The 12006-nt window shown below is 40.9% G+C and carries 11 protein-coding genes and 1 pseudogene; 6 read left to right on the forward strand and 6 right to left on the reverse strand.

The window, feature by feature from the left end; translation table 11 throughout:
- Positions 1 to 88: 88 nt before the first annotated feature.
- Both ACLFKQ_RS06645 and surE read left to right on the forward strand, forming a co-directional pair.
- Complete coding sequence (locus ACLFKQ_RS06645; RefSeq protein ID WP_448999049.1) at positions 89 to 877, forward strand: ABC transporter ATP-binding protein; 789 nt, start codon at positions 89 to 91, stop codon at positions 875 to 877.
- Positions 878 to 948: 71 nt separating this feature from the next.
- Positions 949 to 1632 carry a 5'/3'-nucleotidase SurE gene (surE, locus tag ACLFKQ_RS06650; protein WP_448999050.1) on the forward strand — a complete coding sequence of 228 codons (684 nt, stop codon included), beginning with the start codon at positions 949 to 951 and terminating at the stop codon, positions 1630 to 1632.
- 4 nt (positions 1633 to 1636) lie between these two features.
- On the opposite strand, the gene ACLFKQ_RS06655 is transcribed toward surE, so the two are convergent.
- The 3 genes and pseudogenes from ACLFKQ_RS06655 to ACLFKQ_RS06665 all read right to left on the reverse strand — a co-directional run.
- Positions 1637 to 2140 carry an acyl-CoA thioesterase gene (locus ACLFKQ_RS06655; protein ID WP_448999051.1) on the reverse strand — a complete coding sequence of 168 codons (504 nt, stop codon included), beginning with the start codon at positions 2138 to 2140 and terminating at the stop codon, positions 1637 to 1639.
- 124 nt (positions 2141 to 2264) lie between these two features.
- A complete protein-coding gene (locus tag ACLFKQ_RS06660; RefSeq protein WP_448999052.1) occupies positions 2265 to 2507 on the reverse strand; it encodes a hypothetical protein in 243 nt (80 codons plus the stop codon).
- A 23-nt stretch (positions 2508 to 2530) separates the two neighbouring features.
- Positions 2531 to 3052, reverse strand: a pseudogene (locus ACLFKQ_RS06665) (LmeA family phospholipid-binding protein); the annotation flags it as partial.
- Between the two features lie 391 nt (positions 3053 to 3443).
- Here ACLFKQ_RS06665 and ACLFKQ_RS06670 point away from each other — a divergent pair.
- Positions 3444 to 4022 carry a hemerythrin HHE cation-binding protein gene (locus ACLFKQ_RS06670; protein ID WP_448999053.1) on the forward strand — a complete coding sequence of 193 codons (579 nt, stop codon included), beginning with the start codon at positions 3444 to 3446 and terminating at the stop codon, positions 4020 to 4022.
- A 50-nt stretch (positions 4023 to 4072) separates the two neighbouring features.
- On the opposite strand, the gene ACLFKQ_RS06675 is transcribed toward ACLFKQ_RS06670, so the two are convergent.
- Both ACLFKQ_RS06675 and gghA read right to left on the reverse strand, forming a co-directional pair.
- Positions 4073 to 4600, reverse strand: coding sequence for a gamma-glutamylcyclotransferase (locus tag ACLFKQ_RS06675; protein WP_448999054.1), 528 nt, complete (start codon positions 4598 to 4600; stop codon positions 4073 to 4075).
- A 298-nt stretch (positions 4601 to 4898) separates the two neighbouring features.
- Positions 4899 to 7361, reverse strand: coding sequence for a glucosylglycerol hydrolase (gene gghA / locus ACLFKQ_RS06680; RefSeq protein ID WP_448999055.1), 2463 nt, complete (start codon positions 7359 to 7361; stop codon positions 4899 to 4901).
- Positions 7362 to 7892: 531 nt separating this feature from the next.
- Here gghA and ggpS point away from each other — a divergent pair.
- Positions 7893 to 9416, forward strand: a complete 1524-nt coding sequence (gene ggpS, locus ACLFKQ_RS06685; RefSeq protein WP_448999056.1) for a glucosylglycerol-phosphate synthase — start codon at positions 7893 to 7895, stop codon at positions 9414 to 9416.
- A 79-nt stretch (positions 9417 to 9495) separates the two neighbouring features.
- Here ggpS and hpf read toward each other — a convergent pair whose 3' ends face one another.
- Positions 9496 to 10086 carry a ribosome hibernation-promoting factor, HPF/YfiA family gene (gene hpf / locus ACLFKQ_RS06690; RefSeq protein WP_448999057.1) on the reverse strand — a complete coding sequence of 197 codons (591 nt, stop codon included), beginning with the start codon at positions 10084 to 10086 and terminating at the stop codon, positions 9496 to 9498.
- A 460-nt stretch (positions 10087 to 10546) separates the two neighbouring features.
- Between hpf and lipB the strand changes: the two genes are divergently transcribed.
- Positions 10547 to 11206: a lipoyl(octanoyl) transferase LipB gene (gene lipB / locus ACLFKQ_RS06695; protein WP_448999058.1), complete on the forward strand. Its 660-nt coding sequence runs from the start codon at positions 10547 to 10549 to the stop codon at positions 11204 to 11206.
- Positions 11196 to 11975: an HAD family hydrolase gene (locus ACLFKQ_RS06700; protein ID WP_448999059.1), complete on the forward strand. Its 780-nt coding sequence runs from the start codon at positions 11196 to 11198 to the stop codon at positions 11973 to 11975. Before lipB ends, ACLFKQ_RS06700 begins: the two co-directional genes overlap by 11 nt.
- Positions 11976 to 12006 lie beyond the last annotated feature (31 nt).

Here is a 12006-nt window from a genome sequence, read left to right on the forward strand (position 1 = left end):
AAATATTGCCCAGATCGGGCGATCGCTATGTTGCCCAAGTTACGGTAATCTAGAGGTAATTTAAAATTATTTTAAAGTTTATTGGCATATGGATAAGATCGTGACTCAAAATCCCGACTCCACTTTTATCTTAGAAGCAAGACAATTAACCAAAAGCTTTGGTGGGATCAAAGCTGTCAACAATGCCAAGATTGCAGTAACCACCGGAAGTATTACTGGTTTAATCGGTCCTAATGGTGCGGGTAAGACTACCTTATTTAACTTACTATCCAATTTTATCAAACCAGATAGCGGCAGCATAATTTTTGACGACAACCCAATTCACCACCTGCCATCTCACGAAATCGCTATAAAAGGCGTAGTTCGAACTTTCCAGGTAGCCAGAGTTTTATCTAGATTATCCGTACTAGAAAATATGTTACTGGCAACACCCAGACAGACTGGAGAAAACTTTTTTAAAGTCTGGTTTCAGCAACAAAAATTAAGAGCGGAAGAACGAGAAAATAAACGACGAGCAATGGATATTTTAGAATCTGTAGGCTTAGTAGAAAAAGCCTATGATTACGCTGGCGCATTGTCTGGAGGACAGAGAAAGTTGTTAGAAATAGCGCGGACCCTGATAACTAACCCTAAACTAATATTACTGGACGAGCCTGCGGCAGGAGTCAATCCAGCTTTAATCGAACAAATTTGCCAACATATTGAGAGGTGGAATAAGCAGGGAATTTCCTTTTTGATTATCGAACATAATATGGACGTAATTATGAGTTTGTGCGATCGCGTGTGGGTACTAGCTGAAGGAACTAATTTAGCAGAAGGTACCCCTACAGAAATTCAAAATAATGATAAGGTCTTAGAAGCCTATTTAGGTCAATAAGACACGCCCTCAATTTTATCGACTATCGCCAACGCGCGAAGTCAGTTCTCAAATTAAGCTATAGCTAGAGCATGACCGTAATTTTGACTAATGATGATGGCATTGATGCTCCAGGCATTGAAGCCTTACAGCAAGCAGTGGCAGATAAAACGATTATCGTTGCGCCCAAAAACCCCCTGTCTGGTTGCGGACATCGAGTAACGACCAATAGACCGATTCAACTTATAGCGCGATCGCCTGTAGAATATGCAGTAGATGGCACTCCTGCTGACTGTAGCCGCATGGCAATTACCCAAATTGCTAGAGATAGAAATATACATTGGGTACTTTCAGGGATTAATGCCGGCGGCAACTTGGGTACGGATATCTATATTTCGGGAACCGTAGCTGCGGTTAGAGAAGCCGCCATTCACGGTATTCCCGGTATAGCAATCTCCCACTGGATTAAACGACCGTTAACTATTGATTGGCAACTAGCTACTCGCTGGACGGATAAGGTTTTAGAAACTTTATTCGCTCGCTCTCTGCCACCGTACAGCTTTTGGAACGTTAATTTACCCCATCTCGAACCAGATGCACCAGAACCAGAAATCGTGTTTTGCGATCTCAGTATCGATCCGTTGCCAGTAGACTTTGAAGTTGAAGGAGATTTATATTACTATCGGGGAGAATACGCTAAGCGGGAACGTACACCCGGAACCGATGTCGATGTTTGTTTTTCTGGAAATATTGCGGTAACCTTAATCGAGCTATAGAAAACTAAGCCTGAGAAACTCTAACCAAAGCATCTTGGACGGTAGTAGGTAGTTGACGCATAACTTTGCCTTTTTCGCGATCGACTCCCACCAAAGTCACTCTTCCGCTAACGTGTAGTTCTTCACCATCTAGAGACTGAATGCGATAATCCCAATGGATGCGTACTCCTTCAGTTTCTATCAGGCGTGTTTTAACCATTACCGAGGCTCCCAACCGAACGGGACGATGATAGCGTAACGAGAGTTCTACTACTGGTAAATCGCACCCCATAGCTACTAAGTCGGAAAAATCAATGCCAATCGAGCGTAAATATTCTACTCTGGCAGACTCCATCCAAGTTAAATATGTTCCGTGCCAAACTATCCCCGCATAGTCTGTATGGTGGGGTTGGGCTTTTACAGGATACTCAAACCAGCGTTGAGTTGTTGCCTGTAGTCCTCGATCTGGTTCGATTTCCGAAGTTGGTAGTTTTGGTAGCTGCGGCTTACCTATTTGTTTATCAGTCAATTTACTTAATTTCCTCTAATTCGTCAGTAAACTATCTTCAATCGAGATAGTATTGCTTGTGAATTTCTAACAATCGCTATCTTGGGATGTGAATTTTTTTTCGATCGCGACTGCAAGATCTAGTTTAGTTTATCTCTATTGCAGTAGTTTTAAGCGGGCTTTCTATCGAGCGGGGAAGCTGATAAATGGTCGCCTTAACCCAAAGTATTAATTGTTTTGCTTCGATTCGAATTGCCTCGATTTCAAAGCTAAAGTCTGAAGAAGTGAACTGGCGAAAATAAAGCAGATCTTGGATTTTGCTGATAATTGCTATGGTTGCTTCCAATGATAAAGCTCGATGTTTTTGATATTTTCCTTTTTCAAACATAATTTTTTTACCATCTTCTGTCACTAATAAATCGATTTCGAACTCCGTTTTTTACTTTCGATGCTCGAAGGCAAAAGTTCTCTGCCTTCTGCAGAAACATAGTCTTGCTGCTGTCCATTGATTAGAACTAACTCGGCAATTAAGGTTAATCGAGCTCGCTCTTTTAAATTGCATCGTACGTGTTGAATTTCAAAAGTAAATAAGCTCTGGTTAATTTCTACCGGTAACCTTTTTAGCAGTGTGTTTAAATATTTTGAGTTAAGTAAGCGATCGCAATCTGCTGAATTTAAAGTAATTTTGGTATTCAACTTGCCCGGTCTTTCTAGTTTAAACTTGCCTGAAATAATTTCAATTAGATTTAAAGCTAGATCGTCCAACTTAAGCTTAACTTCTTCTATAGTAATATTTTTAATTACTAAACCTTTGCCAATTAAATTTATAGCATCAATTTCACCTTTGACAATTTTTTCGGGTTTGCTATCAATGCTAATTTCTAGGTTTTGAGATTTTTTTATCTGGTTAGATAGATATACTTCTGCCATTTTGTTTAATACAGCTTCGTCAAACTAAAATCATTTGGAATTTTCACATTCATTATTAATAATAATAACAAATAAATAGATGTATAAAATTATACTAATTTAATTTAAATTAGCTTAGAAATAGACTGCTCTAAATCTTTTAAGAGTTATCTGATTACGACAATATAGTAATTTTTATCTATCTAGAGAAATATATCATACTAGATGAATGTGGATTGGCGAGAGATATATACACTTTAATGGAGATTTTTTTTTATTCTGACTAATGCCTAGATAAAGATAGACAAAAGTAAACTCTAGGTTAATCATTCGTAAGTACGATGTTTCTAGATTTTATTAAAGTAAAACTAAAAATATAGCTCGAATTTGTAGTATTTTTAGGTAAAGATTAATAATGGCAGCAACATTAGAAACAACTAAGAAAAATGCGATCGCTAGAAAACTAGCGGACATGAAAACCCTGCAAAATCTGATGATTTCTAACGAAGAGAAGTTATTAGTAGCTTGCGCTGGCGAGAACAAAGTCACCGAAAAGCTAAATAACATGCTCGAAGACGATCGCAAAAGTTTAACCGCAATTACCGAAGCGATCGTCGAATTAGAAATGACTTCCGATCCTAGTGAAACCGTTCAAAGTATGGTGGAAACTATTGAAAACATGATGACGGAAAATAAGCTAGCTCTGTATGAAAAAATTATGCAGCATGAAGGCTTAAAACACCAGCTAGTGATGACCGGTCTATTGGTACACAAAGCCGCACAAGCTACAGATGGGATTTTACAAAAACTAATCGACCCAATTAACAAAGTTAATTTTAAAAACCGCGCGCATCAAGAACAACTTAAAGGCGCGATCTATCTATACGGTACTCGTCAGTTAGTCGGAGAAGATCCAGAAGATAGTATTTGGTCGGCAGCAGAAGATGCGATCGCCGCACTTAAAGGTACATTTGGCGGTCTAACAGAAGTGTAGAAGTGTGAATTAAAGCAATCGGGGGCGAATAACCGTCCCCAGCTAAATTCCTATACATAGCGATATTGCTGCTGCAATCGATACATATGATGGAATAGTTTCCAGCAGTACTCTTCAGACAAACCGCAGGTGTAAGCTCCTCGTAGTACAATTTGAAAATACCAGTCATCAGGTGCTAATTCGCGGTCGAGTTTATCGACGACCACGTAAGTACGGACTCGGATATATTTTCGAGCGTCACTCTCAACGTCGATAAATTCGTGTCGGTAACCATTGCGGGGAATTTCTTCGCGCTCGTCTAGCAATTGACTCAATCGCCAGGGAAGATAATATAGTACTCCTTCTATATGAGAATGGGGATCGGGAACGATGTCCAATACGCCACTGTTGCGAAGTCGCGAGCGTCGATTAAATCCGAGACGGTACCCTTGGAGTGAAGCTTTACCGACAACATAGCTATAGGTGTTTTCTCCTAGCGATCGCTGTAAATCTACGGGGCACATACAAGAACCATAGGCAAAATAATAGAAGCGCGGTTCTCGGTTAGTCGTTGAGATATTCTTAGTTATTCGTTGCAAGTTGTCTGACAGAAAAATTATAAAGATTACAGTAGCTTCAATTGTCCGATAACAGAACAATTTCAATCTGTAACTAATTAAACCAATATAGCAAACTACAGCTTGGCTTTAAATTAAAGTAAATAAGCGATCGCGACTGTAGACAACAGCATCGTAGACAGCCAATACAAAAACATTGGCATCGACATCTGTCTCTGTCCAAGATTTGGTAGTGGTTGTAATGCCAAGCTTTCTGTTTGCGACAAGATTCGGCTATTCTCCAAAAATTTGGCGCCTTACTTGGGTAAAGTTTATTGTCTCATCTACCAGCTTTTCTATTCGAACTCGAACCACTGGTCAATAGTATACTCTGACTGTTAGCTAAAGTCAGAGAACTAAGATTGTCAGTCATCAAGCCTGTAGTAGCCAGTGCCACCTGCCAGTTATCGAGCTTAATGCCTAATAACTCTTCGACATTAAGAGTTGTGGGTTCGCCTTCCCAGTTCCCCACCATCGCTACCGTCGGTTTTTCAGTTTCGGGATTAGAGCGCACTCCGTAAACAATCGTGGCATCTCCCTCGCTAAGCTTATCGAACGTGTCGGTCGGCAAAATGTTCTTTTGCAGCCAGGGATGTTGGTGGCGAAATTGTCTCAAAGATAAGTTGAAAACAGTTTGTGCCGGATCGAGAAAATCTTGATAGTGAGCGACATTGCAAATTTGATAGCAATCTTCCATAAACAATAAAGCAAAGCTTTTGAGTCTGTCTTCATCGAGCTTTTTCAGAAAGCGCACCATAGTTCCGCGTTTCAATTCTCTAAGTGGTGCAATTGATTTAATGCAGTTGCCCTCACAACAAGAACGCAATACTTCTACTACTTCTGCTAAATTGTAGTCTTGTTCGATCATAGCCAGCTGCAAAGCTTTACCAAATTCTTGTAGCTGAGACAATTGTTTGAAACCCAAAGATTTTAAACGGGGAAAACAATAAGATTGCTTGTACATTTGGGGAGTAATTTGCCAATCTAAAAACCCAAATTCTTCCGAGACGACTTTAACTCCGTACTGTTCGTCGGTATTGCGGAAAAACAGCCAGGGGGCGTGCATCGTCGCATTGATAAAGTCCATAGGTAATCCGGGACTAAGACCATATACCCACATAGTAATTGCAGGATGGTCGTAGGCATGGTGCAACACCTGACTGAGAATTTTACCCAAATGCCAGTTAATTGGTTTATCGAGCGGAATTTGATTGCCCCGTCGGACGGTATCGTGATTGGCGCAACCGGTAATCCAGCGTTCCCCGTTTTCCATGACTTCTCTGACTCTACCCCATTTGCGTTCCCAAAATCCCTGAAGAGTGGGTGTATTATGAGCAAAAATCAAAGGTCCCCACTGATAGGATTCGGGCTGAAGTTCAATTAGTTCGCGATAGCGTGATTTTTCTTCCCACCCTTCTTCAGGCCAAGGACGACCATCCTCAAAAATAGTGACTAAAAGTCTTTGATTGCTCTCAATTTCTTGCACGACGTTGCTCATTGCCAATAAGTAAGCATCGTCATATTCAACTCTGCCCGAAAGAGGATTGAAAAAGCGAAAATCTTGACCACCATCGATTCTAATTCCATCGGCACCAGTATTGATTTTCCGCCGCTGCATTTCGAGCAAAATTGCCCTCACCATCGGTAATTGATGATTGAGATCCTGACCGTACATATTAGGACCTTTGAGATACTGACGAGAGATGAGCAATTCGCTTTGATTATCGGCGTGTCCGTAGACTAAATCGTAAATTAGCTGAATCGGACCCGTAGGAAAATTGTGCAGCGTCGCGATAAAATCTACCACTTCGTCAGGACGCAAACTTTCTAGGAGAGCGGGATTAGTGGTACTAGAACCTAAAATCGGTACGTCATAACCCCAATCTTGAGTATTGGGTTTGGTTAGTTCTACTTCAACGATGTCGTCATCTTCGGCGATAAACGAGAAAAACTCACTTTCAGGACTATACTGGTCGCGAAATTCTATTGTTGGTTCGGTAGGCAGTAGCTCTATGGCATCATAACCGAAATAATTTTGTTCTGCCGGAGTTAAAGGTAATTGCGCTTCAATTTTTTTAGCGATATTTTGATAGATCCTAGTCAATCCTGCTAGAGTGCCTTCGGCAGAAGCTGTACCGACATGAAGCTGCAAAATGTTTCTGGGATCGCTAACTCTGGGAATTAAATTTTTCTTAGTAGGTACTGCCGTACGCTGGAAATAGGCTACATCGGCTCGACTTGCCTGCAGGCTTGCCATGTCGTAAAGTTCGGCAGGAGCGAAAACACCATATGGTAGAGAGTAGGGCACTATATCGCGAATAGTTCGTAATTGTTGAGCGCGATCTACGTAGCGCAACCAGTAGAAAGAACCAGCCCGTTCGCGGTTACCAGCCTGCATTCCCGACACTACACCCCAGATAAATTCTCCCTGCTGTTCTAAATGCAGGCGATCGCGTCGGAACCTAATTCTCTGTTCCTTATTTTGCCAGTCAATCTCGTCTAGAGGAGTAAAGACTTCTAAGTAGACTTCTCGTTCGTGCAAGACATCTCCCATCAATCTCGGCACCCAAAAACCGATTTCCGTCAGTCCATCGGCACGATAATGGGCACCCAATTTTTGCGCTAAGGCTCTGACTTGGTCTAAATAATTATTGGTGGATGATTCTAGCCCTGTTGCCCAAGCTAGTAATTGTCCTGTTGCTTCTTCAACTAATGAGATCGATTTATTTACTTCAACTTTCACGCCATTATCTCTAGTAGTTAGACTGCTTTATTTCTCGGACATATTTCGAGCTATGCCCAGGAATTAGCGCACCTTTATCATCAAAAATATTAACAAAAATGTCTGACCCCGATCGCCCTGCTATAATTTTCGAGCGTTTCTTTAAGGATAAATAAACTTGGGTTATGAGCGGCAATAGTGTACGATTCTACTATATTGGTATTTTCGGTCATCGTAAATTCAAACTCAACAGTTATTTGTTTACTCTAGCAGCAGAGATTTTGAGTCTCCAGACAAAAAAAAATAACCCTGGAAATATAAATTGGTTTTTCTAGAATAATAAATAATGTCACCGACTGCTGAATTAAGTCTAACAAATTCAAATCTAGAAAAAGGCATCTATACTGGACTTTTCAGGTTAAGCTTGAAATTAAATGTGTCTGAGTAAATTTACTACAGTTAGCTAAAGTTAGCAGTAATTGCGATTTTCTAACCAAATCTAGCTAGCAATCGCCGAAAGCCAAAATAGTTAATAACATTCTCTAAAAAACTATGAAATCTTCTTTAGTAATCCTCTACCACCGAGAACCTTACGACGAAGTAGTTAAAGATGGCAAAACTCATTACCTACCTAAAAAAAGCCCTAATGGTATCGTTCCCACTCTAAAAAGCTTCTTTGCCGATGTCAATCAAGGAACTTGGATTGCTTGGAAACAGATAACTGCCAAACAAAAAGCTAACTTTCAACAGCGAGTTAATATTGAAGGAGAAGGTAACTATAACGTACGACGCATTCCGCTAAATGCCAACCAGGTAAAACACTTCTATCACATTACCTCAAAAGAAGCTTTTTGGCCGATCCTCCACTCTTTTCCCTATCACTTCACCTCTGAAACTGCCGACTGGGAAAATTTTCAGCAAATCAATCGTCTGTTTGCCGAAGCTGCTTGTGAAGAGGCTGCCGATGATGCGCTAATTTGGATTCACGATTACAATCTCTGGCTCGCACCCCAGTATATTCGCCAGCAAAAACCCGATGCGCGTATCGCCTTCTTTCATCACACTCCCTTTCCTTCGGTAGATGTATTTAACATTCTGCCCTGGCGAGATGCGATCGTTGAAAGTCTACTCTGTTGCGATATCGTCGGTTTTCACGTTCCTCGCTATTCAGAGAACTTCGTTAATGTCGCTCGCAGTCTCAAGCCCGTGAAAATCTTGCAACAAGAAGCAGTTTCAGAAGGACACATGACTTCTGTGGGAGTTGCTCTGGCAGAACCGGAAGTTACGACCCAACTGAGTTACAAAGACCAGGTAGTAAATATCGATGCTTTCCCCGTAGGGACCAATCCTAAATACATTCTTTCGATGTTAGAAAAGCCAGAAACCCAACAGCAACTAGCTGACATTAAAGCAGAATTGCAGGGACGCAAATTAATCATTGCTGCAGGCAGAGTAGATTATGTTAAGGGCAATCGAGAAAAATTAGAAGCCTACGAACGTTTGCTAGAACGCCGTCCCGATTTACACGGCAAAATTAACTTTGTGATGACTTGCGTGCAGGCTGCTTCAGGGATGCGAGTCTATAAAGATGCTCAAAGTACCATCGAGCAGTTGGCGGGTAGAATCAACGGTCGCTACGGTAAATTAGACTGGATGCCCATTAGGTTATTTACCCAACCCCTACCTTTTTCTCAACTTATTGCTTATTACAAAGCAGCAGATATCTGTTGGACGACTCCTTTACGAGATGGCTTGAATTTGGTAGCTAAAGAATATGTCGTCGCTCATCAAGGAAATGACGGCGTTTTAGTCTTATCGGAGTTTGTCGGTGCCGCAGTAGAGCTACCAGAGGCAATTTTAACCAATCCCTACTCTATTGATGGTATGGATCGGGCGATCGAGCGTGCTTTGGAGATGTCGACATCCGAACAGCAAGAAAGAATGTCAAACATGTATCAAACTGTTACTACTTACGATGTTAAGTATTGGGCCGATCGCCTGCTAGATAAATTCAGAAATCTCAAACACGAAACGGTCGAGGAAAGAGAAGCTGCCCTCTCAGCAGCTAAAAATTAAATTTGTTTTTTTCTTTTTCAGGCAGCGTACCGATAAGTCGCGGTTAAAAAAGGTGGGTAGTGCCCACCTTCGCTCGTTCTTAGCTATATTCGGCTTGGCTAGCACGGGGCTGAATTACACCATAACCACCATGATTGCGAGCGTAAATCACGTTGATTTCGTGAGTTTCACTGTTGCGGAACATATAGAAATCGTGATCTACTAACTGTAGTTGTTCTAATGCCTGCTCTATGGTCATTGGTGACATAGCAAAGTATTTCTTTCTGACAATTTCGGCTGGTAATTCGGCAGTGCGATCGCCAATTAAATTAGATTCTACTGTTGTGGCTTCAATCATATCTCCCGTTCTAACTTGAGCGTGGTTTTTTTTAGCGAGATGTTTTTCTTTATACTTGCGTAACTGACGATAAATCTTATCTGCTACCATATCGATACTGGCATAGAGATTGCCACTTCCTTCTTGGGCTCTAATTATCGTACCGTTAGCATATACAGTGACCTCCGCCTTATGTTTACTTTCAATCCGAGAATTGCGTGCAACCGACAAATGAACGTCGATTTTGCTGGTAATATTTTCAAAATGCTTAACTGCTTTGGCTAATTTCTCGCTGACATATTCATGAATTGAATCTGTTACCGCAATATTGTTACCTTGGATTAAAAGTTTCATATTTTTACAATTACTCCATGCTGCGTGTTCGGTTTGAAACAGCTAATCGAACGCAGAAAAAATTTTTATCTACTTGAGATTAGCTAAATTTGGATGAGTTTTCCAAACAGGAAATCTATATTTTTTGAAATTACTGTTGATGCCTCTTTGAATTAAAATCTTTAGCTTTTTTACTCCAATATCTTGGGTTTTAGAAGAATAAAGATTACTTCAGTAAAATTATTTTTAGTTGAGTTAAATTATTCGCTAGCAATAATTCGCTTGTCTGGGAGCTGGGAAAAAATTATTTTAAGTAATCCTTGAAATCTTCATCCTGTTTTATATTTTTATTTTAACAGGTTAGCATTTTGTATTTTCCAAAACATCATCTCTGCAATTTCTTTTGATTTTCTGTTACATTGATTGACATTTGTTTAAACTAGGTGTGGCTATATTAATTTATTAGTAGCGGCTACAAGGTATGAAAACTCGCAGATCCTGTATCTTGAAAAACAGAGGAATAGTCCCCTATTTAGAAGCATGGCAAGAGCAGCGATCGCTGGTCGACGAACGTCTTGACAACCCCCAGCTCGAGGATGTTTTGCTGCTGCTAGAACATCCGCCGGTTTACACTCTAGGTACGGGTGCGAAAACAAAATTTCTCAAATTCGATCCCCAGCAAACTAGTTATGAGTTGCATCGTATAGAAAGAGGAGGTGAAGTAACCTATCATTGTCCCAATCAATTAGTAGCTTATCCCATTCTCAATCTGCGCTATTATCAACAGGATTTGCACTGGTACTTGAGGCAATTAGAAGCCGTAATTATCCGCGTGGTAGCCAACTACGGTTTAACAGCTTATCGTCTAGCAGGTTTAACTGGAGTTTGGCTGGAGGGCAAAAAAATTGCGGCAGTTGGGATCAAAGTTCGCCGTTGGATCTCCATGCACGGTTTTGCCCTCAATGTCTGTCCCGATCTTAGTGGTTTTCAGCAGATCGTTCCCTGCGGTATTGCCGATAAGCCAGTGGGAAGTTTAGTCGAATTTATTCCCGATATTACAGTAGAGCGAATTAGGCTAGATGTAGCAGTAGCTTTTGCCGAAGTATTTCAAGTAGAGTTAGTACAGTATAATGGACAGTAAACCAATTTTAAAATCGATTGTCGAGGGTCGTCTGGGTAACATTCGTTTATTGGCAACGGATCTCGATGGTACTTTAACCCAACACGGTAAGTTTACCAGCGATTTATTGCTGACCCTAGAAAAATTGGCGGCGGCAAAAGTTAGCGTTCTAATCGTAACGGGACGTTCGGCGGGATGGGTGGATGCGATCGCCGCTTATTTGCCTATCGTGGGGGCGATCGCCGAGAATGGCGGTTTAATCTTATGGAGTCATTTGCGCCGCAGTCAATTGATCACCGAAATCTCCGATCTTCCTCGCCATCGACAGCAGCTAAAAACCGTTTTTCAAGCAATCCAAACCAAATTTCCTCAAGCCAAAGAATCAGAAGATAATCGTTTCCGCATTACAGATTGGACGTTCGATCTCGACAATTTTACCTCCGAAGAATTAGAGGAAATCGCAACTATATGTCAATCTAAAGGTTGGGATTTTACCTATAGTACGGTACAGTGCCACATCAAACCTTTTCAACAAAATAAAGCCAGTGCTCTGAAACAGATTTTACAGCAATATTTTCCCGATGTAACAGCAGAAAATATTATCGCCGTCGGCGACAGTCCGAATGATGAAACTTTATTTAATCCCCAACAATTTCCTTTTTCTGTAGGGGTTGCCAATGTCTTAAACTACGGAGAACGCCTGCAATATTCACCTGCATATGTAACTAGTAAAGCTGAGAGCGAAGGCTTCTGTGAATTAGCCGAGTTGATCGTCAATACCAATAAATAGTCCAATCTACGCGATCGCCTGAAGTTATAAG

It is taken from the genome of Myxosarcina sp. GI1(2024) (assembly GCF_053543375.1).

Excerpts from the sequence above, each read along its gene's own strand:
- ACLFKQ_RS06645 (WP_448999049.1), top strand. The coding sequence starts at position 89 with ATGGATAAGATCGTGACTCAAAATCCCGACTCCACTTTTATCTTAGAA.
- surE (WP_448999050.1), top strand. The coding sequence starts at position 949 with ATGACCGTAATTTTGACTAATGATGATGGCATTGATGCTCCAGGCATT.
- ACLFKQ_RS06660 (WP_448999052.1), bottom strand. The coding sequence starts at position 2,507 with ATGTTTGAAAAAGGAAAATATCAAAAACATCGAGCTTTATCATTGGAA.
- ACLFKQ_RS06670 (WP_448999053.1), top strand. The coding sequence starts at position 3,444 with ATGGCAGCAACATTAGAAACAACTAAGAAAAATGCGATCGCTAGAAAA.
- ggpS (WP_448999056.1), top strand. The coding sequence starts at position 7,893 with ATGAAATCTTCTTTAGTAATCCTCTACCACCGAGAACCTTACGACGAA.
- hpf (WP_448999057.1), bottom strand. The coding sequence starts at position 10,086 with ATGAAACTTTTAATCCAAGGTAACAATATTGCGGTAACAGATTCAATT.
- lipB (WP_448999058.1), top strand. The coding sequence starts at position 10,547 with ATGAAAACTCGCAGATCCTGTATCTTGAAAAACAGAGGAATAGTCCCC.
- ACLFKQ_RS06700 (WP_448999059.1), top strand. The coding sequence starts at position 11,196 with ATGGACAGTAAACCAATTTTAAAATCGATTGTCGAGGGTCGTCTGGGT.